At 67.1% G+C, this 23,336-nt stretch carries 19 protein-coding genes and 1 pseudogene; 6 read left to right on the top strand and 14 right to left on the bottom strand.

Translation table 11 applies throughout. The annotated features are described in order from the left end of the window. Positions 1 to 37: 37 nt before the first annotated feature. Positions 38 to 334, bottom strand: coding sequence for a hypothetical protein (locus tag ABW16_RS17515; RefSeq protein WP_046286628.1), 297 nt, complete (start codon positions 332 to 334; stop codon positions 38 to 40). Positions 335 to 512: 178 nt separating this feature from the next. Continuing rightward, positions 513 to 992 carry an Hsp20/alpha crystallin family protein gene (locus tag ABW16_RS17510; protein WP_047320462.1) on the bottom strand — a complete coding sequence of 160 codons (480 nt, stop codon included), beginning with the start codon at positions 990 to 992 and terminating at the stop codon, positions 513 to 515. A gap of 231 nt (positions 993 to 1,223) precedes the next feature. Between ABW16_RS17510 and nirB the strand changes: the two genes are divergently transcribed. Next, a complete protein-coding gene (gene nirB, locus ABW16_RS17505) occupies positions 1,224 to 3,791 on the top strand; it encodes a nitrite reductase large subunit NirB (RefSeq protein ID WP_047320461.1) in 2,568 nt (855 codons plus the stop codon). Next, positions 3,788 to 4,156, top strand: coding sequence for a nitrite reductase small subunit NirD (nirD, locus tag ABW16_RS17500; RefSeq protein WP_047320460.1), 369 nt, complete (start codon positions 3,788 to 3,790; stop codon positions 4,154 to 4,156). Before nirB ends, nirD begins: the two co-directional genes overlap by 4 nt. Here the strand turns inward: nirD and ABW16_RS17495 are convergent. From ABW16_RS17495 to ABW16_RS17440, 12 genes and pseudogenes are all read right to left on the bottom strand, one after another. After that, on the bottom strand, positions 4,153 to 5,286 hold the full coding sequence (locus tag ABW16_RS17495; RefSeq protein WP_047320510.1) for a uroporphyrinogen-III synthase: 1,134 nt from the start codon (positions 5,284 to 5,286) through the stop codon (positions 4,153 to 4,155). The two genes, nirD and ABW16_RS17495, sit on opposite strands and share 4 nt — an antisense overlap. A gap of 1 nt (position 5,287) precedes the next feature. Further along, positions 5,288 to 6,679 carry a nitrate/nitrite transporter gene (locus ABW16_RS17490; protein WP_047320459.1) on the bottom strand — a complete coding sequence of 464 codons (1,392 nt, stop codon included), beginning with the start codon at positions 6,677 to 6,679 and terminating at the stop codon, positions 5,288 to 5,290. 221 nt (positions 6,680 to 6,900) lie between these two features. Then, positions 6,901 to 7,593, bottom strand: coding sequence for a sirohydrochlorin chelatase (locus ABW16_RS17485; RefSeq protein WP_047320458.1), 693 nt, complete (start codon positions 7,591 to 7,593; stop codon positions 6,901 to 6,903). Further along, a pseudogene (locus ABW16_RS17480) lies at positions 7,590 to 7,901 on the bottom strand (winged helix-turn-helix domain-containing protein); the annotation flags it as partial. The pseudogene ABW16_RS17480 and the gene ABW16_RS17485, both read right to left, overlap by 4 nt. Positions 7,902 to 7,983: 82 nt before the next feature. Further along, positions 7,984 to 9,387: an MFS transporter gene (locus ABW16_RS17475; protein ID WP_047320456.1), complete on the bottom strand. Its 1,404-nt coding sequence runs from the start codon at positions 9,385 to 9,387 to the stop codon at positions 7,984 to 7,986. A gap of 226 nt (positions 9,388 to 9,613) precedes the next feature. Next, on the bottom strand, positions 9,614 to 10,834 hold the full coding sequence (locus ABW16_RS17470; protein WP_047320455.1) for a sodium-dependent bicarbonate transport family permease: 1,221 nt from the start codon (positions 10,832 to 10,834) through the stop codon (positions 9,614 to 9,616). 445 nt (positions 10,835 to 11,279) lie between these two features. Next, entirely contained in the window at positions 11,280 to 11,834 is a 555-nt protein-coding gene (locus ABW16_RS17465; protein ID WP_047320454.1) for a GNAT family N-acetyltransferase, read from the bottom strand. A 9-nt stretch (positions 11,835 to 11,843) separates the two neighbouring features. Then, positions 11,844 to 12,737: a 5-oxoprolinase/urea amidolyase family protein gene (locus tag ABW16_RS17460; protein ID WP_047320453.1), complete on the bottom strand. Its 894-nt coding sequence runs from the start codon at positions 12,735 to 12,737 to the stop codon at positions 11,844 to 11,846. A 14-nt stretch (positions 12,738 to 12,751) separates the two neighbouring features. Then, positions 12,752 to 13,411: a 5-oxoprolinase subunit B family protein gene (locus ABW16_RS17455; protein ID WP_047320452.1), complete on the bottom strand. Its 660-nt coding sequence runs from the start codon at positions 13,409 to 13,411 to the stop codon at positions 12,752 to 12,754. 97 nt (positions 13,412 to 13,508) lie between these two features. Next, positions 13,509 to 14,456: an ABC transporter substrate-binding protein gene (locus tag ABW16_RS17450; RefSeq protein ID WP_047320451.1), complete on the bottom strand. Its 948-nt coding sequence runs from the start codon at positions 14,454 to 14,456 to the stop codon at positions 13,509 to 13,511. Positions 14,457 to 14,476: 20 nt separating this feature from the next. Then, positions 14,477 to 18,079, bottom strand: a complete 3,603-nt coding sequence (locus ABW16_RS17445) for a hydantoinase B/oxoprolinase family protein (RefSeq protein ID WP_047320450.1) — start codon at positions 18,077 to 18,079, stop codon at positions 14,477 to 14,479. 3 nt (positions 18,080 to 18,082) lie between these two features. Beyond that, on the bottom strand, positions 18,083 to 18,994 hold the full coding sequence (locus ABW16_RS17440; RefSeq protein ID WP_052956967.1) for a TetR family transcriptional regulator: 912 nt from the start codon (positions 18,992 to 18,994) through the stop codon (positions 18,083 to 18,085). 157 nt (positions 18,995 to 19,151) lie between these two features. Between ABW16_RS17440 and ABW16_RS17435 the strand changes: the two genes are divergently transcribed. The 4 genes from ABW16_RS17435 to ABW16_RS17420 are packed head-to-tail and all read left to right on the top strand — an operon-like array spanning position 19,152 to position 23,321. Next, complete coding sequence (locus tag ABW16_RS17435; protein WP_047320449.1) at positions 19,152 to 20,363, top strand: acyl-CoA dehydrogenase family protein; 1,212 nt, start codon at positions 19,152 to 19,154, stop codon at positions 20,361 to 20,363. Beyond that, entirely contained in the window at positions 20,360 to 21,385 is a 1,026-nt protein-coding gene (locus tag ABW16_RS17430) for a phosphotransferase family protein (RefSeq protein ID WP_047320448.1), read from the top strand. Before ABW16_RS17435 ends, ABW16_RS17430 begins: the two co-directional genes overlap by 4 nt. 28 nt (positions 21,386 to 21,413) lie before the next feature. Next, a complete protein-coding gene (locus ABW16_RS17425) occupies positions 21,414 to 22,175 on the top strand; it encodes an SDR family NAD(P)-dependent oxidoreductase (RefSeq protein WP_047320447.1) in 762 nt (253 codons plus the stop codon). Between the two features lie 60 nt (positions 22,176 to 22,235). After that, positions 22,236 to 23,321: a PucR family transcriptional regulator gene (locus tag ABW16_RS17420; RefSeq protein WP_047320446.1), complete on the top strand. Its 1,086-nt coding sequence runs from the start codon at positions 22,236 to 22,238 to the stop codon at positions 23,319 to 23,321. The last annotated feature ends 15 nt before the right edge of the window (positions 23,322 to 23,336 follow it).

Below are 23,336 nucleotides of genomic sequence, written 5' to 3'. Positions count from 1 at the left end.
AGGGCGCCCCTTGGCCGCAAGCAGCACCCGGTGTGGGTCAGTACCTGCCTTGGCCGCCGACGCCTTCGTCGTCGACGTCACGCCAGAATTCACTGTCGTATTCGGTGTCGGGGATGGTGATCTTCTCGTGCGACCGCTCGGCCGCCCAGCGCTCCAAGTCCATCTCACCGGCATCGGATTCGAGGAGTTGGACGTCGGTGAGGATGCGCTCCGCGTCCAGCTCGATGCGGCGCATTCCGGGAATGTCCCCAAACCGGGTCTTCAGCCCCAGCACGCAACGCCGCAGGTCACCGATCAGGGTGTGCAGTTCGGCGAGTTCGGTAGTGCTCGACACCAGACCTCCTCGGGTGGTACGGATCACAGTACGTACACCCGATGCTAATCACATGGGGAACGGAACGTGAGACAGATCACGTTGCGCACATTACGTGTTTGGACGCCGAAACCCCCGCACACCGGCGTGTGCGGGGGTTTTCGGGCCTCTCGGCGCTGAGCCGGCCTACGCGGCTCTGCTATTTGGTGATGGCGATGGTTTGCGGCTGGGCGCCCGCGTATACGCCGGCTACCCGGACCGTGAGTACGCCGGCGTCGTACGACGCCGTCACGGCGTCGCCGGTTACGTGCGCCGGAACCGCGAACGAACGGCGGAACGCTCCATAGCGCACCTCGCGCAGCGTGCGGTGGGTGTCGGCGTCGGTCTCGGCGTGCTCGTCGCGGCGTTCGCCGCGCACCACCAGGCGACCGCCGTCGAGTTCGACGGTCACGTCCTTGTCGACGTCGATGCCGGGCAGTTCAAGCCGGACCACGGCGTCGTCGCCGTCCTTGGTGATCTCGGCGGCCGGGCTGAACCCGCTCGCTGTGGGCGTCCGCCAGTCGGTGGCGGTGGCCGGGCTGAAGAAGTCGCGGACCCAGCCGTCGGTGTCGAAGGCGGGGCTGAAGGGGTGGCTTGAATAGGACTTGAATGGACGCTGCCACAGAGTCAGGGTGCTCATGGGTGTCTCCTCGCGGTGGTTGCTTGCGTGCCGGTCGGGTACCGGTCCGTCACCGGATGCAACTTGAGTCAACCACGCTAAAGTTCCGTGTTCGCCGAGGGTGAACGGCCTGCGTACCGGTAGGCAGTCAACAACCTCACAGCGGGCCCGCCACCAATCTCACAGCGGTCCGTCACATGGTTGTAACGCATGGCGATATTCCTGCAACATCACCTTCCTAACGTCATTCGCATGACCACGATCGAAACCCCGCGCGCCGTCAAAGACCTTGTCGTGGTCGGACACGGCATGGTGGGGCACCGCTTCGTGGAGGCCCTGCGCAGCAGGTCCGGCAGCGGAAACTGGCGGGTCACGGTGCTCGCCGAAGAGTCCGATCCCGCCTACGACCGGGTCGGGTTGACCTCCTACACCGACGGGTGGGACCGGTCCCGGCTGGCGCTGCCGGGCAATGACTACGCCGACGACGAGCAGGTGCGGCTGATGCTGAGCACCCGGGTCGAGAAGCTCGACCTGGCCGACAAGTCGGTGCTCGCGGCGGATGGGCAGCGTTACGGCTACGACACCCTGGTACTGGCGACGGGGTCGCGCGCGTTCGTCCCCCCGGTGCCGGGCCACGATCTGCCCGGGTGCCACGTCTACCGGACCTTGGACGATCTGGACGGAATCCGGGCCGACATCGAGTGCATGCTGGAAGCCGGAAACACCCGCGCCGGAGTGGTGATCGGGGGCGGCCTGCTGGGGCTGGAAGCCGCGAACGCGCTGCGCGCGTCCGGGATCGAACCGCACATCGTCGAGATGGCGCCGCGACTGATGCCGCAACAACTCGACGACGCCGGCGGTGTGCTGCTGAGCCGGATGATCTCGGACCTGGGTATCGCGGTGCACGTCGGCGTGGGTACCGAGTCCATCGAGCAGCTGACTCACCAATACGGCTCGCCCAGCCTGCGGGTGCAGCTCTCCGACGGCACCGCGATCGAGGCCGGACTGGTGATCTTCGCCGCCGGGGTGCGCCCGCGCGACGAGCTGGCTCGGGAGGCCGGCCTGGCGATCGCCGAGCGCGGCGGTGTGTTGACCGATCTGTCCTGTCGGACCAGCGAGTCCGATGTGTACGCGATCGGCGAGGTGGCCGCCATCGAAGGCGTCTGCTACGGGCTGGTCGGGCCCGGCTACACCAGTGCCGAGGTGGTCGCCGACCGCCTGCTGGACGGTGCGGCCGAATTCGGCGAGGCCGACATGTCCACCAAGCTCAAGCTGCTCGGCGTCGACGTGGCCAGCTTCGGCGACGCGATGGGGGCGACCGAGAACTCGCTGTCGGTTGTGGTCAACGATCCGGTGAAGCGGACCTACGCCAAGCTGGTGCTCTCCGACGACGCCAAGACGCTGCTCGGCGGAATCCTGGTCGGCGACGCTTCCTCTTACGGTGTGCTGCGCCCGATGGTCGGCGCCGAGCTGCCCGGCGATCCGCTGGACCTGATCGCCCCGGCCGGCTCCGGCGACAGCAAGAGCGCCTTGGGGATCAGCGCGTTGCCTGGCGCGGCACAGATCTGCTCCTGCAACAACGTCAGCAAGCAGCAGTTGTGCGACGCGATCGCCGGCGGCTGCCACGATGTGCAGGGCCTGAAGGACTGCACCAAAGCGGGAACCTCGTGCGGATCCTGCATTCCGCTGCTCAAAGAGTTGCTGATCGCCGAGGGCGTCGAGCAGTCCAAGGCGCTGTGCGAACACTTCGCGCAGTCGCGCGCCGAGCTGTTCGAGATCATCCAGGTCACCGGAATCCGCACCTTCTCCGAACTGCTGGATCGGTTCGGCACGGGCTACGGCTGCGATATCTGCAAGCCAACCGTCGCCTCCATCCTGGCGTCCACCGGATCCGACCACATCCTCGAGGGCGAGCAGGCGGCCCTGCAGGACACCAACGACCACTTCCTGGCCAACATTCAGCGCAATGGCAGCTACTCAGTGGTTCCGCGGGTGCCCGGCGGTGAGATCAAGCCCGAGCACCTGATCCTGATCGGCCAGATCGCCCAGGAATTCGGTCTTTACACCAAGATCACCGGCGGGCAGCGCATCGACATGTTCGGTGCCCGGGTGGATCAGCTGCCGGCAATCTGGCGCAAACTGGTCGACGCCGGCATGGAATCCGGTCAGGCGTACGGCAAGTCGTTGCGGACGGTGAAAAGCTGCGTGGGCAGCGACTGGTGCCGCTACGGGCAGCAGGACTCCGTGAAGCTGGCCATCGACTTGGAGCTGCGCTACCGCGGGCTGCGCGCCCCGCACAAGATCAAGATGGGCGTGTCGGGTTGTGCCCGGGAGTGCGCCGAGGCGCGCGGCAAAGACGTCGGCGTGATCGCCACCGAGATCGGTTGGAACCTTTACGTCGGTGGCAACGGTGGCATGTCGCCCAAGCACGCGCAGTTGCTCGCCAGTGACCTCGACACCGAGACCGTGTTCCGTTACATCGACCGGTTCCTGATGTTCTACATCCGCACCGCAGATCGGTTGCAGCGCACGGCACCGTGGATCGAGTCGATGGAAGGCGGACTCGACCACGTCCGCGAGGTCGTCTGCGACGACTCCCTGGGGCTCGCCGAGGAATTCGAGGCGGAGATGGCCCGCCACGTCGACAACTACGCCGACGAGTGGAAGGGCGTGCTCGACGACCCGGAGAAGTTGTCGCGGTTCGTGTCGTTCGTCAACGCCCCCGACGCCGAAGACCCGACCGTCGCGTTCACCGTGCGTGACGGCCGCAAAGTCCCGTTACCCGTCCCGGTCCTGCGCTCATCTGAGGAGGAATCATGAACAACAGCACCATCGACACTTGGACCACCGCGTGCCGCTACGACAGTCTGATTCCCGGACTCGGCGTTGGTGTCCTGCTCGCCAACGGTGAGCAGGCGGCCCTGTTCCGGCTTGACGACGGTTCGGTGCGCGCGGTGTGCAACATCGACCCGTTCTTCCGGGCGGCGGTGCTGTCGCGCGGGATCGTCGGTGATCGCGGCGGCCGGCTGTCGGTCATCTCGCCGCTGAAGAAGCAGGCGTTTGCGCTCGACGACGGCAGCTGCCTGGATGACCCGAACGTCTCGGTGCGGGTGTACCCGACTCAGATCACCGCCGACGGCTACGTGCAGATCGGCCAGACCTTCTCGGAGCGGGCGGTCGCCTAGCCGGCTTCCTGGTCCACTTGGTCCACGGCCAGCCGATACCCTCGCTTGACGACTGTGGCGACAATATTCTTGTCGCCCAAGGTGGTCCGCAGCCGCAGCACGGCGGTCTCCACCGCATGAGTGCTGGCGCCGTTGCCGGGTAACGCTTGGAGGAGGGTCTCTCGCGAGACGACTCTGCCGGGCTGGTGAGCCAGCGCCCGTAACGTCGCCATACCGGAGGGCGATATCGGCTTGGGCACCCCGTCGACGATCACGCAATTGCCGCGGACTTCGATTCGGTGGCCGGCGGCATGAACGGTGTGGGTGCGCAGTCGAGGCAGCTCGTCGACGATATGGCGGGCCAACGCCCCCAGCCGCATTCGTCGCGGTGACGAGGTCGGCACATTGAGGAGCGCCAGGGGCCGCGCAGTCAGGGGCCCGACGCACATCGCGTGCACGTCAGACCGCAGGGCGAGAAGCAGGGCGTCAGAGATGCCGAGATCGGCGGCGCGTGTCAGCGTCGCCATCACGGCGGCGGCCGAGGTGAAGCTGACCGCGTCGAACTGGCGTTGGGCGATCTGGGAGGTCAGCTGGTCGAACTCTCCGCCTCGCTGGGCCGGCCGCCACCGATAGACGGGGATGGGTAGGACTTCGGCGCCAGCCTTACGAAATTGGTCGAGCAGCTCGGGGGCCGGATCCCAGTCGCCGGTGGTGCCGTGTAGCTGTACTGCCAGGCGGGAGCCGGCAATATCGGACTTCAGGTAATCGACCATCGCGGATGATGATTCAGAATCGGGCGACCACTCCTCGGGTAAACCCACGGTGCGCAAAGCTCCGACGGCCTTCGGCCCACGGGCCACGATGCGGGCGGTGGCCAGGGCCGCGATCAGCTGGTCGGCGATGCCCCATCCTTCAGCGGCGGCGATCCAGCCGCGGAAGCCCATGGCGGTCGTCACCACCAGGACGTCGGGCGGTGTCTCGATCAATGATTGGGTGCGCGCGCGCAATACAACGTCGTCGGTCAAGTCAATCATGGTGATGGCCGGGGCTGCGCAGACCGACGCGCCGTGGCGCCGCAGCAGCGTGCAGAGCTCGTCAGCGCGGCGCGCTGACGTCACCGCGACCCGGTAGCCGCTCAGCGACGTGGACACCTTACGCCGGCGCCAGTGCGGCCCGGGCCGGCTGCGTGGCGAAGACCGGCCGGCGTACATACCTCAGCCAGGTCAGCGCCGCAGCTCCGACATATCCCACCAGGAAGATCCAGAACGCGGTAGTCGCCGAGCCGCTGGTGATATACGACTGGCGCAGCGCCAGATTGATTCCCACGCCGCCCAATGCGCCGATTGCACCGGCAAACCCGATCAGCGCCCCCGACATGGCGCGCGCCCAGTGCCGGCGTTCGCTCTCGTGCATGCCCATTCGGTGACTGCGGGCCTCGAATACCGACGGAATCATCTTGTACACCGAGCCGTTGCCGATTCCGGACACGATGAACAACGCCACGAAGCCGATGACGTAGCCGACCATGGTGGCACCGGTCGTGGGACCGGTGCGAGTGCCGTCCAGGGTGCTCACGCCAACGAGCAACCCTGAGGCTGCGAACAGACCACCGAAGGCCGCCAGTGTGACTCGGCTACCGCCGAGTCGATCGGCCAGGCGGCCGCCGAAGATCCGGGACAATGACCCCAAAAGCGGTCCCAGGAAGGCGATTTGAGCAGCGTGCAACGATGCCTGAGCGGCGCTTTGGCCGCTGCCCACGAAGCTGATCTGCAGGACCTGGCCGAATGCGAACGAAAATCCGATGAAGGAGCCGAACGTGCCGATGTAGAGCAGCGCGACGATCCAGGTGTCGACCTCGGGAAGGATCGAACGCATCGCGGTCAGGTCGGCCCGTTGACCGTCGAGGTTGTCCATGAACAGCGCCGCACCGATTGCGGCAACCGCGAGGACGACCAGATAGATCGCACACACCCAGTACGGCTGGCGATTGCCCACGGTGGCCAGCACTCCCAAGCCGACCAGCTGGATCACCGGCACGCCCAGGTTGCCGCCGCCGGCATTGACCGCCAGCGCCCAGCCCTTGAGCCGATGGGGGTAGAAGGCATTCACGTTGGTCATTGAGGCGGCAAAGTTGCCGCCGCCCAAACCTGTTAGCGCCGCGCACGCCAGGTACGGCCACAGCGGCAGACCCGGATGGACCAGCAGGCCCATCATCCCGATGGTCGGGATCAACAGCACCAGCGCGGAGAAGATCGTCCAGTTGCGGCCACCGAACGCCGCGGTGGCCAGCGAGTACGGTATGCGCAGCACGCCGCCGGCGAGCGTAGCCGTGGCCGCCAGCAGGAACTTGTCGCCGGCGCTGAAGCCGTACACCGACTCGGGCATGAACAGCACCATCACCGACCAGATCGACCAGATCGAAAAGCCGGCGTGTTCAGCCACTGTCGACCAGATCAGGTTGCGTCGTGCGATCTTGTCGTTACCGGCTGTCCAGGCAACCGTGTCTTCGGGATCCCACTGGGTGATTTGGTGTGTACGAGCCATGTGGTCACGGTAGAAATCTTTCGTTACCGCCATGCTGCACGAGGTGACCCGGCCGTGAACTTCTCCTCACCGTGCTGTGGGCCGCGTGTGAGGTTCGAAGCCGCTCCGGAAATGTTGACGAAGCGCTGGTTGACGATCAACATGGCGCAGCTAGAAAGGAATTCACTACGCGCAGTGCCGTCGTGGACTGCGTGTCGCCCCAGACTGTGGCTGAAGGAGTTTCAGCGCACCGGAATCCGGCTGAGGGCGGTGATGAACCGGTCGGCGACGACCCGGGCGATCTCGGGATGCGTGCCCAGCGGCTCGGTCACCAGATCCGCGCCGGTAGTGCGCAGGCGACGCTGGAAGAGGCCGTCGGCCAACAAGTACGACGCGATCACCACGCGTGCGGCGCCCTGGCTACGCAGGGCGGCGACAGCTTCACCGACGCTGGGGCCGCCGGTCGCGGCGAACGCCACGTTGACGCGTGAACCGAGCAAGCCGGACAGCATCTCCGCCGCCTGCATCAGGTCGGTGTGCGCGACCGGGTCTGATGAACCGGCAGCGGCGAGGATCACCGAGTCCCCGGGGCGCCAGCCTGATTCGGCCAGCCGAGCCGCGACCACCGCGGCGACGCGCGGGTCGGGTCCCAGCGCTGGAGTGATCGTGACATCGGGGTGTCCGCTGGCCGCGACCTGGGTCGGTACGTCGACGCCGACGTGGTACCCGCGGGCCAGAAAAGCGGGTACGAGGATCGCCGGACGACCGCTGTCGGCTTCAGCGGCAAGGATTTCGGCCGGGTTAGGTCCCAACACGTCGACGAATGCCACGCGCACTGGTTGCGCCAACAAGCCACCGACCCGTTCGGCGAGTTCGCCGATCATGACAGTTCCCTCAGGCGCGCGGGTGCCATGTGCGACCAGGATGGGGATCATGCCGCGCCCTCTTCGCTGTCGACCGCCAGCCGGTACCCGCGCTTGATCACCGTCGCGACGATCTGACTGTCGCCCAGCGCTGTTCGTAGCCGGAGCATGGCGGACTCGACGGCGTGCATGTTGTTGCCGCGCCCCGGTAGCGCGCGCAGCAGCGTTTCCCGGGCAACGACATTGCCCGGGCGGTGGGCCAGGACGCGGAGGGCGGCCAGACCGGCTGGAGAGACCGGCTTGACCATCCCATCCACGAGCACCCGGCTCTCCTCGATTTCGATTCGGTGACCGGCGGCGTGAACGGCGGTACTCCCCATGTACAAGGTTTAGCCCCAGCCAATGTCATCTGTGTTACCGACCGATTTCGGAACCGTTGCCCGATCGGCTTAGTGCTCCCCGTCACACCGAGATCTTCTCGACGCCCCGCGAAACCCGGGCGCTGCCGGCGCCGCGCATCCGCGGCGGTCGGCGGACGTACATCACCCAGGTCAACCCCGCAGCGGCGCAGTACGAGGCCAGAAAGACCCAGAATGCCGGCGTCTCGCTACCGGAGCTGGCGTAGGCCTGACGCAGGATCAGGTTGATGGCAACCCCGCCGAGCGCACCGACCGCGGTGGAGAACCCGATCAGTGCGCCGGAATGCGAACGTGCCCAATGCCGCCGCGCGGCTTCGGGGGCGTCCAGCGAGCGGCTGCGGGCCTCGAAGATCGACGGAATCATCTTCAACACCGACCCGTTGCCCATCCCGGCGAGGATGAACAGCACCATGAATGCGGCGATGTAGAGCACGATCGTCGATGTGGTTGCGCGAGTGGTGTGGTCGTCGATGGTGCTGGCCACCACCAGCACCGCCGAGGCCAGGATCATGCCGAGGAACACCACCAACGTGACACGGCCCCCGCCGCGGCGGTCGGCCACCCGGCCGCCGTAGATGCGGGACAAGGCGCCCAACAGCGGGCCCAGGAACGCGATTCGCGCGGCGTAGAGCGCAGCCTCGGCGGGGCTGTGGCCGGCCTTCTCGAAAGTGACGTGCAGCACTTGGGCGAACGCGAATGCGAAGCCGATGAACGAACCGAAAGCTGCGCAGTACAACGCCGAAACGATCCAGCTGTCCGGGACCGACAGGATCGATCGGATGCTGCCGACCTCTTCCATGCCGTGGTCGAGGTTGTCCATCCACAGCGCGGCACAGGTGCCGACCACGGCGAGCAGGATCAGATAGACAGCGCAGACCAGTTCCGGTTTGGTGTTGCCGACGGTGGCCAGCACCAGCAGGCCGACCAGCTGGATGGCGGCCACCCCGAGGTTGCCGATGCCGCCGCACAGCCCGAGGGCGACGCCCTTGAGGCGCTGGGGGTAGAAGGCGTCGACGTTGGCCAACGACGCGGCATAGTTGCCGCCGCCCAGGCCGGTCAGCGCTGCGCACACCATGTACATCCACAGCGGCTGGCCGGGGTTGACCAGCAACAGCAGTGTCCCCACGGTCGGGACCAGCAGGATCAGGGAGGAGAACACCGCCCAGTCCCGGCCGCCGAACTTCGCGGTGGCCCGCACATACGGCACCCGGGCGCAGCCACCGACGAGCGTGGCGACGGCTGCCAGCAGCAGCTTGTCGCCGGCCTTGATGCCGTAGACCGACTCCGGCATGAACAGCACCACCACCGACCACAGCGACCAGATGGAGAACGCGACATGGGTGCTGACCGTGGACCAGATCAGGTTGCGCCGCGCGATGGCGGCGTTGCCGGCCTCCCAGGCTGCACAGTCCTCCGGATCAAAATTGCTGATGTGGCCGTTCGTCATGCGGTCTCCTCGGGCTCTGGGCCACCGTCACGCGGTGAATCTCGCATCACGATGGACGGTGTGCGAACCTACCGACCCGAACTGGCAAGTCGCAGAGCAGAACCTGAAAAAGAGGTGCGCCCAGGGCCTATTAGTGGCGCATGTCACGTATCAGCTGCGCGCGCAGGACATTTCGCCTGGTTACTCCGCCAAATGGCAAAGCGTTGTGTTCCGTTGGAACCTTCTGTCAGCTGACTGGAAGCCAGACGTTGACCGCCTTGGCGATCTGGAGATACAGCGGAATCCCGATGGTCACGTTGTAGGAGAACGTCAGGCCCAGCGATGCGGCCAGTGGAACCGTCGGACTGGCCTCGGGGATTGCCATTCGCTGCACCGCCGGCACGGCGATGTAGGAAGCTGCGCCGCACAGCACCGCGAACAGTACATAGCTGCCGGCCTCGAAATGGGTGCCGGTCAATTGCGAGTAGGTGTGGATGATGAAAATTCCTGCTATCGCAAAGAGATTGGGGGCCAACAACCCAAAGGCGATCAAACCGCGCCCTGCGGACCGCAGGTCCTTGAGCTTGCGCGAGGCCGTCATCCCCATTTCGAGCAGGAAGAGGCACAGCATCCCCTGAAACGCGGTGACGAAGACGTGGTCACCGTCTTCGATGACCGACGCCCCCTGCAGTCGGCCGACGAAGCCGATGAGGATCCCACCGAACAGCAGGTAGAGCCCCGGGTTGAGCAGCACCTCCCGCAGCAGCGCTCCACTGGGCGGTGGCGCGGGCGTAGTCACCGTTACTGCGCCCGGCTGGACGTGCTCCTGCCGTTCCAGCGCGAGGTCGATTTCGTCCTGGATGCCCTGGTCGTGGCGCGTGGTGGATTGTGCCCCGCTGACCTGGACAGCGGCGACGAGTTGCCGGCTGACCTTCTGGTTGTAGCCGGGCTCGTCGGCCATGTTGCCCTGCGCGTCCATCCCGCGTGCACGCAATCGTCCCACCAGGGCCAGTGCCACGATGCAGCCCGGAATCTCCATGACGGCCAACATCACGGGCATATAGGCGTCGAACGCGATATCCAACGTGGCGAGCACGCCCAGGCAGGTGGCGAAGGTGCCGGCGGAATCCGACCCGTAGTAGCCGGCGACGGTGGCACGGTCGATACGCCTCATCTTGGTCATCCGGGTCAGCAACCAGTAGGCGACGAATCCGATGATCAAGTTGGTTGCGAAGCCCAGCACGATGAAGCCCAGGACGCCACCGATGCTGGATGCGTCGATGGTTGCGAGTTCCTCGCCGCCATGCCAACCGATGGCCAGCAGCAAATACAACGTCAACCCCTGATACAGCACGTAGGGGAACTCGAACTTGATCTTCAGCAGTGGGATGAGGAACCCCATGTAGAAGAAAAGCAACAGTGGCTTGAACAAGTTGTGGGTGAAGTTGTGCCAGAACTCGTACAGCATGAGGGTGTGTCTTTCCAGAGGGGGGCCGTGCAGGGCCGGGGGAAGCCGTGACGGTCACACCATAAGGCCCGTTTCGCTGGACGTCGCCTTGAAGTCAGCCCCCCGCGACGATTGGCAGCAGAGTGGCAGGGAGCCACGAAATCCGGCCTTGCGTCCGAGGCGCCCGCACGGGGGGCGCGGGGCTTCGCTGCGGTCAGCGCGATCGGTATTCCCAGGTCAGGTCCCTGGCCTCTTCCTGGTCGGGGGGCGAACGGCCCCGATGTGGGCGTCGGCGCGCCGGTTTGGCCGTGAGCTTGACGCAATATTAAGTTAACAACCAATCCGGCCGACGCTTCAATCACACGGCTGATTCTTATGAACACTCCAGGGATCGCGCGCGGTTTGGGCCGCGAGCCGCTCGGCTACCGGATATACACCAGGTGTCTACCGGTCGTTAACCGTCCGGCTACCAGACGTGGCCGTCGCGCCAGTCACACGCCAGCTCGGCGGTGGGGTCGGTGGCGTCCAGGTCGATCCCCACCGGCATGACGAACACGGTTCCGTCCGCCTCGGGGGTGCGGACCAGCCCGGTCGGAGCAAGGACAGCCGTGGGACCGCGCCACAGCAACCATCCTCGCGCGGTGTAGAGCCGACGGCTGATACTGGGCGAACTGAGAGCGCCGAGCTCGAAAGCGCCCCGAATCACCTGTTCACACGCCTGAAGCACCGCAGTGCCCAGGCCCTGCCCCCGGTGATCGGCCTGGACGGTGACGGCTTCGATATAGCCGCAGCGTAGGGATCTGCCGCGATAGAGCAGTTGGCGCCGGATCACCGAACCGTGGGCGATCAGGACGCCGTGGTGCCAGATCAAGGCGTGCATGCCGCCAAGCGCGTGCTGCCAGTCGGCGTCGGAGAGTGTGCCCCCGGAGGCCTCGGTGACCAGCCGATGGGCGCCGCGGCGGGTCTCCTCGTCCAGATCGCTGGTGTGGATCAGGCGGGCGGTATGAACCTGGCCGGGCACCCGACCTGCCTACCAGGCCGAGCGCGAGGCGGGATGTTGGCGGGGTCGCGACCAGTGCATGCGCACGGTCTGCCCGGGCCGGACCTGGGCCAATGTGTCGATGTCCTCGTCGACCACCACGCCCACCACCGGGTAGGCGCCGGTCACCGGATGGTCGGGGCCCAGGATTATCGGAAAGCCGTTCGGCAGGATCTGGATTGCGCCCCGGTCGGCGCCCTCTGCCGGCAATTGTCTTTCTGGCCAACGGTATTCCAGCGGCATTCCCACCAAGCGCATGCCGACGCGGTCGCTGCGGTTACTCACCAGCCAGTTGGTGCGCACCATGATGTCCGGGTCGACGAACCAGTCGTCACGCGGCCCGGGCGCCACCCGCAACTCGACCACATCGTCGGGGATGGTCGCCACCGGCGCCTGATCGATCTCGGGGTAGTGGCCGGTCCGTTCGCCGATCTGCAGGACGTCGCCGTCGCGCAACGGGGCGGGGCCGATCTCGCCCATCACGTCGTAACTGCGGGAGCCCAGCACCGGGGTGACGTCGATGCCGCCCCGCACCGCCAGGTAGCTGCGCAGACCCGAGCGCGGCGTGCCCAGCGAAACCACCTGACCGTTGCGGACCCGCTGAATGCTGTTGGTGCCGAAAGTGACTCCGTCGACGTCGGGGCCGGCGTCGGCGCCGGTGACCGCGATGTCGACGTCGCCGCCGCAAACCCGCGCCGAAAATCCACCGAATGCCACCTCGATGGTGGCTCGGTCGTCGGGATTGGCCAGCAAGCGGTTGGCCAGCTTGTGCGAGCGACGGTCGGCGGCACCGGATCGGCTGACACCCAGGTGTCCTAACCCGGCCCGGCCCAGATCCTCGACCAGGGCCAGCGGGCCGGTGTGCAGAATCTCCAACGTAGTCATCGTCGTCCTCCGCCTCACGCTGCCCGGAATTGCACCGACAGGCCCGGCGTCAACAGCGCCGGGTCGGGACGGTCCAGGTCCCACAACACGGCGTCGGTGTGGCCGATCACCTGCCAGCCGCCCGGCCACTGCCGCGGGTAGATGCCGCTGAACCGGCCGGCCAGCGCCACCGAGCCTGCCGGAACCGCGGCACGCAACTCGGCGCGACGGGGCACCTGCAGCCGGGGGTCGCCGCCGAGTAGGTAGGCGAAACCCGGTGTGGACCCACCGAATCCCACCAACCAGGGCCTCGCGGTGTGGGCGTTGATGACCTGAGCGACGCTCAGGCCGGTCCGTTCCGCCACCTCGGTCAGATCCGGCCCGTCGTAGACGACGTCGATCACCACGTCCGCGGGGCCGTCGGGCGCGCTGGTCTGGACCGCGTCGGTGTCGACGTCCAGGCTCGCCAGGCGGCGCCGGATACCCGCCTGGTACCTGGGTGCGGCCACTTTCACCAACACCGTGTGCGACGCCGGGACGATGTCGACGACGCCGGGCAGCGCGGCGGAATGCAGTGCCGCGGTCCATGCCAGCACGTCGGTGGTGGAGTCGAACTGCAGCAGCAGCGCGCTGTCGCCGTAGTCGTGGATGCTGTCGGTCTTGGTGAGATCAGTGAAATCCAATGCCACGCTCATGCCACGACCGTAGCCCCGAATGACGCCAAATAGTGACGCAGGACACAATTCTGCGGGGTATGCCAGAGGGGTCTTACTGAACGTGCAGAGTTGGCCCCTAGCCGGTGATCTTGGCGATCAGGGCCGGGAGTTGCCCGGCCACCAGCGGGTAGCTCAGCGGGGAGGCGAAGGCGATCGCGCCGGCCTGATCCTTGGTGGTGAAGACGCTGCGCGACTCGCACGCGGCGATGTCCGGCTCGGCCAACAGCGCTGTGCGCTCGTCGTCGCTCTCGGTGGTCCAGATCAGCACGTCCGCGCCGCCGAGCGTGGATCCGATCCGGTCATGCTCGATCACCGTCGGGGCATCGGCGACGGTCAGCCCCATCTGGGTGAGAAACGCGGTTCGCCAACCGGTGGCGGCGCTGACATTTCCCCGGTCCAGTCGACCGGCCAGCAGCAGCACCTTCTTGCCTTTGAAGCCGGGGCGCGCAGCCGCGACGTCGGTGAACGCGGTGTCGACCCCGTCGATCAGCGACTGCATCTGCTGACCGCGATGCACCGCTGTGCCGATGGCGGCGGCCTGAACCTTCCAGGGTTCGAAGAATGCGTCACCACCCGACTGCGGCACCGTTGGCGCGATCGCCGACAGCTTCTGATAGGTGTCGGCGTCCACTCCGGCGTTCGTCGCGATGATCAGATCCGGCTTGAGGTCGGCGATCTGGTTGACCGCAATCCCGTTGTCCAAGTTCAGTACCACCGGTTTGGCGTCCCCGAGCTGTCGCTGCGCCCAGGGCCACACCGCAAACGGCTGGTCGCCGAACCAGTTCGTCACCGCGATCGGAACGACGCCGAGCGCCAGCAGGTCGTCCTGTCCGGTGTAGCCGGCACAGACCACCCGGCCGGGCGGCTCGGCGACGGTGGTCTCACCGAAGATGTGGGTGACGGTGACCGGTCCGGGTGTGCCGTCGTCGCCGTGTTCTTCCGACGAGCAGGACCCCAGAAGCGCGGCGGCACCGGCCGCGCCACAGAGGCCGAAGAAACCGCGCCGGCTCCACTGGTCCCGCATGGCGAGAGATTAGCCCGCGGTCAGTGGGGCTCGCCATACCCGCCGCCGCCTGGAGTCTCGATCACCAGCACGTCGCCGGGGCCGACGTCGGTGGAATCGCAGCCGGCCAACTCGGTCACGGAGCCGTCCGCGCGTTCCACCCGGTTACGTCCCAGCGCCCCGGTTTGCCCGCCGGCCATGCCGTAGGGCGCTACGCGCCGGTGTCCCGTCAGCACACTGACGGTCATCGGCTCACGGAACTCCATCCTGCGCACCCCACCGTCGCCGCCGTGCCAGCGTCCGGACCCGCCGCTGCCATGCCGGATCGCGTACTCGCGCAACAACACCGGGAAACGCATCTCCAGCACCTCGGGGTCGGTGAGCCTCGAGTTGGTCATGTGGGTCTGCACCACCGAAGCGCCGTCGAAACCTTCGCCGGCGCCCGACCCCGACCCGAGCGTCTCGTAGTACTGATGGCCGGCATTGCCGAACGTGACATTGTTCATGGTCCCGGAGCCTTCGGCCTGCACCCGCAGTGCAGCCAGCAGCGCGCCGGTGATGGCCTGGGAGGTCTCGACGTTTCCGGCGACCACCGCGGCCGGGTAGGCCGGCGACAACAGGGTGCCGTCCGGGATGGTGATCTGCAGCGGGCGCAGGCACCCGTCGTTGATCGGGATGTCGTCGGCCACCAGAGTGCGGAACACGTAGAGCACCGCGGCGGTGGCCACCGAGGACGGCGCGTTGAAGTTTGTCGCCAACTGCGGCGATGTCCCGCCGAAGTCGATGGTCGCGCCGCGGGACGCGCGGTCGACGGTGACCCGCACCGCGATCGTCGCGCCGGAGTCCATCTGATAGCGGTACTCGCCGTCGTCGAGGGAATCGATGACCCGGCGGACCGCCTCCTCGGCGTTGTCCTGGACGTGGCGCATGTAGGCCTGCACCACGTCCAGACCGAAATGGGAGATCATGGACCGGATCTCGTCGATGCCCTTCTGGTTCGCGGCGACTTGCGCCCGCAGATCGGCGAGGTTGGTGTCCGGGCTGCGCGAGGCGAATGTCGCGCCGGTGAGAAGGTCGCGGGTCTGCTGTTCGCGGAACCGGCCGCCGTCGACCAGCAGCCAGTTGTCGAACAGCACCCCCTCCTCGACGACGGATCGGCTGTCAGCGGGCATGGAACCCGGTGTGGTCCCGCCGATTTCGGCATGGTGACCGCGTGAGGCCACAAAGAACAGCACGGGGTCGCCCGCGCTCGCGGAGTCGGCGTACACCGGCGTGACGACGGTGATGTCGGGCAGGTGGGTGCCGCCGTGGTACGGGTCGTTGACCGCATAGACCTGGCCGGGCCGCATCGTCGAAGCCCGGCGGACGATCACTTCCTTGACCGTCGCGCCCATCGATCCCAGGTGCACCGGGATATGGGGTGCATTGGCCACCAGATTGCCGTCGGCGTCGAACACCGCGCAGGAGAAGTCCAGCCGCTCACGGATGTTCACCGACTGGGCGGTGGCCTCCAGCCGGGTTCCCATCTGCTCGGCAATGGCCATGAACAGGTTGTTGAAGATCTCCAGAAGCACCGGATCGGCGGCAGTCCCGGCAGCAGCCGGTGCAGCCGTGGCCAGCCGCCGCAGCACCAGTTGACCGTCGGCGGTCAGCTGGGCCTGCCAGCCGTCGTCGACGACGGTGGTGGCGTTGTCCTCGGCGATGATGGCCGGTCCGGTCACCACGTCGGTGATCGACTCGCGCCGGTGCAGCGGCGCATCATGCCAGGCGCCACCGGCGTAGAGGCGGACGACTTCGCTGGTCTGACCGGAAGGGCCGGTATCGCTTCGCTCGAACAGCTCGGGTTGCTCGGTGAGGCCGGTCGCCTCGACCGAGACCGCTTCGGCGATCAGCGGACGCTCCATCAGGAAGGAATACATGCTGCGGTGCGTGTCTTCGAACGCCGACGTCATCGCGGCCACGCTGCCGAGTTCGACCGGAATCGAGGTGTCGGTGCCCTGGTAACGGAGGTGAACTCGGTGGGTCACCTGGGTTCGGTCGGCGGGAATGTGTTGGGCGGCAAGCTCGGCGCGGGCATGACGCTCCAAGCTGTTCGCGACCTCGCGCAGGCCGGCGAGGGTTGCCGCGCCCAAACGGGTTTCGATCGCGCGCTCGCGGATCACGGTGGTGTCGGCCAACCCGATGCCGAGTGCGGAGAGCACGCCCGCCATGGGCGGCACCAACACGGTGCGGATGCCCAGCTCGTCGGCGACCGCGCACGCGTGCTGTCCGCCGGCGCCGCCGAAAGTGGTCAGGGCGTAGCGGGTGATGTCGTAGCCCTTGGCCACCGAGATCTTCTTGACCGCGTTGGCCATGTTCGCCACGGCGATGCGCAGGAACCCTTCGGCAACCTGCTCGGGACTGCGGTCATCACCGGTGGCGATGAGGATCTCATCGGCCAGGTCGGCGAAGGACTGCTTGACCGTCGCGGCATCCAGCGGCTGGTCGCCGGTAGGCCCGAACACCGCCGGAAAATGGGCCGGCTGGATGCGTCCGAGCATGACGTTGGCGTCGGTGACGGTCAAGGGTCCGCTGCGCCGGTAGCAGGCCGGTCCCGGGTCGGCTCCTGCGGACTCCGGACCCACCCGATACCTGCTGCCGTCGAAGTGCAGGATCGAGCCGCCGCCGGCCGCGACGGTATGAATGTGCAGCATCGGTGCGCGCAGCCGCACGCCGGCGACCTCGGTGGTGAACACCCGCTCGTACCCGCCGGATCCAGCGCTGTAATGCGAGACGTCGGTGGAGGTTCCACCCATGTCGAAACCGATCACCGAGTCGAAGCCCGCCAACGCCGACATCCGAACCATCCCGACGATTCCACCGGCCGGACCGGACAGGATCGCGTCCTTGCCGCGGAAGTGATCTGCCGCCGCCAGCCCGCCGTTGGACTGCATGAACATCAGCCGCACGCCGGTGAGCTGGTCGGCCACTTGGGCCACATAGCGGCGCAATACCGGCGACAGATAGGCGTCGACCACGGCGGTGTCGCCGCGTGGGATCAGTTTCGGCAGCGGACTGACCTCGCCTGACAACGAGATCTGGGTGAAGCCGATCTCGCGGGCCAGCTCGCCGATCAGCCTTTCATGCAACGGATTTCGGTAGCTGTGCAGACATACCACCGCGCACGCGCCGATGCCGTCGGCGTGGGCGGCACGCAGCTGTTCGGCTAGGGCCTCCAGATCCGGTGCGCGAAGCACAGTCCCGTCGGCGGCGACGCGTTCATCGACCTCGATGGTGCGTTCGTAGAGTTGCTCAGGCAGCACGATATGCCGGTCGAAGATGTGTGGCCGATTCTGATAGGCGATGCGCAGCGCGTCTCGGAAACCCCGCGTGATGACCAGCAGGGTGCGTTCACCGGCGCGCTCCAGCAGCGCGTTGGTGGCCACCGTCGTGCCCATCCGCACCGCATCGATCAGGCCAGCCGGAATCGGTGCGTCGCCCTCGATCTGCAGCAGGGCGCGGATTCCGGCCACGGCCGCATCGCGGTACTGCTCCGGGTTCTCCGAGAGGAGCTTGTGAGTGAGCAGGCGCCCGTCGGGGTGGCGCGCCACGATGTCGGTGAACGTGCCGCCGCGGTCGATCCAGAACTGCCAGGTAGCCGACACGGGTCACATTCTGCCGTCGGGTGCCGGTGGCGGTGAATCCAGTCCGGGGCCGCGGGGCTTGCTGAGTAGCGAGACCGCAAAATCGGCGTAGGTGCGTGCGGTTTCCTCGGGCGTGGCGGGGCCGTCGGCGTTGAACCACTGCGGCAGCGAGGTGCACATCGTGGTGATGGCGCGTCCCGCGATCCGGCGGTCCAGCACATCGGCGACGTCGATATCGCGTTCCCGCGCGGCGCGGTCGATGCCGGCGTCGAGGGTGTGCTGCAGTTGATTTCGTGAGTCGGCGATACGTTGCCGGTTCGTCGCGGTAAGGCTGCGCATCTCGCTGGCACCGATGAAGGCCAGCTTCTGGCGGTGCGTGTGGAACAGGGCCAAGGCTTCAACGACCAGCCGCACCTCGTGCAGGCCGGTTGCCGCTTCGGCACGGGCCGCGTTGACCCGCCAGTGCAGTTCGGTCATGGTCAGGTCCAGTATCGCGACCAACAGCGTCTGCTTATCCGGGTAGTGGTGGTAGATCCCGGGCACGCTCATGCCTGCGCGCGCCGAGATATCTCGCATGGTGCTGCCGTGGTAGCCGGTTTCGACGAAGGCGTCGATGGCTGCCGCCAAGACGCTGTCCAGGGCCAGGGGTGGAAACCGTCGCCAGTCGCGGTGACCGGAGTCGGCAACGTCGGCCGGCGCGTACTCCGGGATGGGTGCCGGTGGACTGACGGTGCCCGCCAAGATCTGGGCCGGCGTGACGCCCAGCGCCGCGGCACACTCGTGGAGACGTGACACCGAGATCCCGGTCTTGCCGTTTTCGATCGCGCTCACGGTGGCCGGACTTACCCGCAGGGATCGCGCAAGCTCTCGGACTGTCAGCCCCCGGGCCCGACGGGCGGCACGGATAGCGGTGCCGCACTGCGGTGAATCCGTCACGGTCACCTCCGCTTTTGTTCAGTAATCCTGAACAATACCGGAAGGAAGGTCGGCGGCGCACCGTCGATTTTGACGGGAAATGGTCTGTTGTGTCACAGTCCGTAGTGTTCGGGCCGAGTGATCGGTCGGTCAATGCCGAGTGTGGTGATGGGGTGACATGGCGATCGAGTTGAGCTACTCGCCGGAAGTGTCGGCGCTCGTCGACAAGACGCGAGCTTTCATCGATGACGTGGTTCTGCCGGTGGAGGACCGCTTCGGTGGGGACATCGCCGCCGCGGGCGGGGACGCCGCGGTGAAGGAACTGCAGGCGGCGGCGCGAGAGGCAGGCGTGTTCGCGCCGCACGCGCCCGTCGAATACGGCGGACTGGGCTTGAACATGTCCGACCGGGCGCCGGTGTTCGAGGCCGCCGGCTATTCACTGTTCGGACCGGCCGCGGTGAACATCGCCGCCCCCGATGAGGGCAACGTGCATCTGCTGGCGGAGGTGGCCAGCCCCGAGCAGAAGGCTCGCTACCTTGCGCCCCTGGCAGCCGGCGACGTGCGATCCGCGTTCGCGATGACCGAGCCCGGCCCGGGTGCGGGCTCGGATCCGTCCGCGCTGACGACCAAGGCCGAACGCCGGTCGGGGGATTGGTACATCTCCGGCCACAAGTGGTACATCACCGGTGCCGACGGCGCCGGATTCTTCATCGTCATGGCCCGCACCTCCGGGGAAGCAGGTCAGCGCGGCGGCGCCACCATGTTCCTGGTCCCCGCCGACACCGCGGGTCTGACCGTCGGCCGACACATCTCGACCCTGGACCGGTCCATGGTGGGCGGCCACTGTGAGGTGTTCTTCGACGAGGTTCGGGTTCCCGACGAAGCGGTGCTCGGCGAGGTGGACCGCGGCTTCGAATACGCCCAGGTGCGTCTCGGGCCCGCGCGCATGACGCACGTCATGCGCTGGCTCGGCGCCGCGCGTCGTGGACACGACACCGCGCTGTCGCACGTCGTGCAGCGCCAGGCATTCGAATCGGCGCTGGCCGATCTGGGCATGATCCAAAATATGGTGGCCGACAACGAAATCGACATCGCGGCTACCCGGGCGCTGCTGGTGCGCGCATGCTGGGAACTGGATCAGGGCGGCAATGCCGGCGACGCGACGTCGATCGCCAAGACCTTCGCCGCCGAGGCGATCTTCCGGATCGTCGACCGCAGCGTGCAGATGTGCGGTGCGCTGGGCGTCACCGAAGACCTGCCCCCGGCGCGGCTCTCCCGCGAGGTGCGTCCGTTCCGGGTTTACGACGGGCCCTCGGAGGTGCACCGCTGGGCCATCGCCAAGCGGCGAGTCGGGGCGGCGCGGCGAGCGCTCAAGGACGCCCAGCAGTGACAGTCGAAGCTCTGGATCCGGTTGCCCTGCGGCAATATCTTATCGCTCACGACGTTCCGGTTCAGGGTGAACTCACCGTCGAACTGATCGCCGGTGGCCGGTCGAATCTCACCTTCAAAGTCAGCGACGAGTCGTCGGCCTGGGTGGTGCGTCGACCTCCGCTCGGCGGCCTTACCCCGTCGGCTCACGATGTGGGCCGCGAATTCGTGGTCACCGACAAGCTCTACGGCACCGGTGTTCCGATCGCGCGACCCGTGGCGCTCGACGCCGACGGCACGGTCTGCGGTGCGCCGTTGACCGTGACGGAGTTCGTGACCGGCCGGGTCTATCGCCACAAGGACGATCTGGACACCCTGTCGGATGCGGAACTGGCGGCCAACGCCGCGGCGCTGGTGCGGGTTCTGGTGGATCTGCACGCCGTCGACTACCGTGCCGTCGGGCTCGAATCCTTCGGCAGGCCAGATGGATTCCTGGAACGCCAGGTGCGGCTGTGGGCCCGCCAGTGGGAACTGGTCAAGACGCCGGGGAACGACGACGCGCTGTCTGACGATGTCACGAAGCTGGCCGCGGCACTGGCCGATGCCATCCCGCAGACATCGCAGCCCTCGGTGGTGCACGGCGACTTCCGCATCGACAACACCATCTGTGATCCAGAGCGGGCAGACGCCATCCGGGCCGTGGTGGACTGGGAGTTGTCCACCCTCGGCGACCCGCTCACCGATATCGCGCTGATGTGTGTCTACCGGTCACCGGCATTCGACCTGGTGTTCGGCCACCCCGCCGCGTGGACCAGTTCACGTCTGCCGTCGGCCGACGCCCTGGCCGAGGAATACGCCCGGCTGTCCGGCCGGGATCTGAGCGACTGGAACTTCTACCTGGCGCTGGCGAACTTCAAGATCGGGGTGATCGCCGAAGGAATCACCCACCGAGCTCAGCACGGCGCCAACGACGTGCAGAATGCCGGCGAAGCGGCGCAGGCGGCGCCGGAGTTCATCGCCGCGGCGCGAAATGCGTTGAAATAACCCTGAAAAGTCGAGAAAGGTGAGTCGGGTGAGCGTACTGGACAAGTTCCGCATGGACGGCAAGGTCGTCGTGGTGACCGGGGCGTCCTCGGGCCTCGGCGTGTATTTCGCCCGGGCCTTCGCCGAGGCCGGTGCGGACGTCGTGCTGGCAGCGCGGCGGGTGGAGAAGCTCGCGGAGGCGGCCGATCTCGTGACGGCTGCCGGACGCGCAGCCCTGCCGGTGGCGACCGATGTCGCCGACCCGGCGGCGTCGACCAGAATGGTCGAGGCCGCCATCGAGCGATTCGGTCGGGTCGATGTGTTGGTCAACAACGCCGGCATCGGTACCGCGCACCCGGCAACCCGGGAAACCCCCGAGCAGTTCCGGGAGGTCATCGACATCAACCTCAACGGGGCCTACTGGGCGGCACAGGCTTGCGGACGGGTGATGGAGCCGGGTTCGTCGATCGTCAACATCTCCAGCGTCCTGGGCCTGACCACGGCCGGGTTGCCGCAGGCGGCGTACGCCGCCAGCAAGGCCGGACTGATCGGTCTGACCCGGGACTTGGCTCAGCAGTGGGGGAGCCGAAAAGGTATCCGGGTCAACGCGATCGCGCCCGGCTTCTTCGCCTCCGAGATGACCGATCAGTACCGCCCGGGCTACCTGGACAGCGTCGCCCATCGAATCGTGTTGGGCCGGATGGGCGACCCGGAAGATCTCGCAGCCTCGGTCCTGTGGCTCGCCTCGGATGCCGGTGGCTACGTCACCGGCCAGACCATCGCGGTCGACGGCGGCTTCACGATCAACTAAGGCCGCCCGAGGTTGCCGTGGCGAGGCTACGGACAGACGGATCCGCGATAGCCTCTGCTGATGGATCCCGAGCCGATCCGGCTGTCCCAGCTGGATTCCGGTGCCGATGCGGTGCTGCGGGTCGTCGGGTATTTCGACGCACTGGTCGAGTCGAGCGCCGACGCCGAGACGGTGATCCAGTCGGCCGAGTCGGTCGCACAATGCCCAGTGTCCGTGCGATGGCTCTCGGCAACCGAGCCGGAGGTCCGGCTGGAACGCGCGGGCAGCGCAGGGCATCCGCTCGATGAGGTCGTCGGCGACCGAGTGCGCCACGCGTTGCGCATAGCGGCATCGCGAGCGGGAGCCGCCGTCCGGCTGGGCGACCCGGCGCTGTTGGAACTGGTGTTGTCCGACAACGAATTACCGGCGGAGCGAGCCCGCGCGATCCGGCTGTTGGGTCTCGATGAGTCCCGCGAGGTCCGGGTGCTGGCAGTCTCGGCGGGCTCTCCTGCCGAGGCGTTGCGCGTCGTCGTGCGCGAACTGGGCGACCAACCGGTCCGCTCGGTCACGATCGGCGCCGACACGGCGCTGCTGTGTTACAGCTCCGAGGACGCCCGGACGCTGTCGGACCGGCTGGATGCGGCCATCATCGCGGCCTTTCCGCCACCGCCGCCCGCGCAGGCGGGCCGCGGGCCGTGGGTCGGGATCGGCGCCAAGACCACCGTGTTCGATGCGGCGGCGTCCTGGCTGCAGGCGCAACGGGGACTGCGTTTCGCTTCGTCCACGCACTACGGCCGTCGGGCGGTCGCCTACGAACGCCTCAGCGTGCTGGAGCTGCTCGCCGAGCTGCCCTTGGAGCAGGTGCTGCGACACCACGATGTGGCGCGCATCAACGCGATCGCGGCGAAACCGTCCGGCGCGCACGACATCGATACCACCGAGGCGTTCTGCGTGCTGGGGTCGCTGCGCCGCACCGCCGCCCAGTTGCACCTGCACCACAGCACGGTGGCGGCGCGCATCGCCCACGTCGAGTCGGCGATGGGCTGGGATCTGGCCGACCCGATCGATCGGTTCACGGCGACCCTGGTGCTCTTCGTGCGTCGTATCGCGCTCTCGTCGGCCGAGCTTTCCGCCACCGAACCGACAAACGTCGGGAAGGATCGGTGATTAAGCAGACGTATG

The sequence above is a fragment of the Mycolicibacter heraklionensis genome (assembly GCF_001021505.1).
GTDB classification, from domain to species: Bacteria; Actinomycetota; Actinomycetes; order Mycobacteriales; family Mycobacteriaceae; genus Mycobacterium; species Mycobacterium heraklionense.
The sequence above is the reverse complement of the archived record's forward strand: the minus strand, read 5'-3'. Positions and strand labels throughout refer to the sequence as shown.

Coding starts and splice junctions, on each gene's coding strand:
- ABW16_RS17510 (WP_047320462.1), bottom strand. CDS start 992: ATGAGCACCCTGACTCTGTGGCAGCGTCCATTCAAGTCCTATTCAAGC.
- nirB (WP_047320461.1), top strand. CDS start 1,224: ATGACCACGATCGAAACCCCGCGCGCCGTCAAAGACCTTGTCGTGGTC.
- nirD (WP_047320460.1), top strand. CDS start 3,788: ATGAACAACAGCACCATCGACACTTGGACCACCGCGTGCCGCTACGAC.
- ABW16_RS17490 (WP_047320459.1), bottom strand. CDS start 6,679: ATGGCTCGTACACACCAAATCACCCAGTGGGATCCCGAAGACACGGTT.
- ABW16_RS17485 (WP_047320458.1), bottom strand. CDS start 7,593: ATGATCCCCATCCTGGTCGCACATGGCACCCGCGCGCCTGAGGGAACT.
- ABW16_RS17475 (WP_047320456.1), bottom strand. CDS start 9,387: ATGACGAACGGCCACATCAGCAATTTTGATCCGGAGGACTGTGCAGCC.
- ABW16_RS17470 (WP_047320455.1), bottom strand. CDS start 10,834: ATGCTGTACGAGTTCTGGCACAACTTCACCCACAACTTGTTCAAGCCA.
- ABW16_RS17460 (WP_047320453.1), bottom strand. CDS start 12,737: ATGACTACGTTGGAGATTCTGCACACCGGCCCGCTGGCCCTGGTCGAG.
- ABW16_RS17455 (WP_047320452.1), bottom strand. CDS start 13,411: ATGAGCGTGGCATTGGATTTCACTGATCTCACCAAGACCGACAGCATC.
- ABW16_RS17450 (WP_047320451.1), bottom strand. CDS start 14,456: ATGCGGGACCAGTGGAGCCGGCGCGGTTTCTTCGGCCTCTGTGGCGCG.
- ABW16_RS17435 (WP_047320449.1), top strand. CDS start 19,152: ATGGCGATCGAGTTGAGCTACTCGCCGGAAGTGTCGGCGCTCGTCGAC.
- ABW16_RS17420 (WP_047320446.1), top strand. CDS start 22,236: ATGGATCCCGAGCCGATCCGGCTGTCCCAGCTGGATTCCGGTGCCGAT.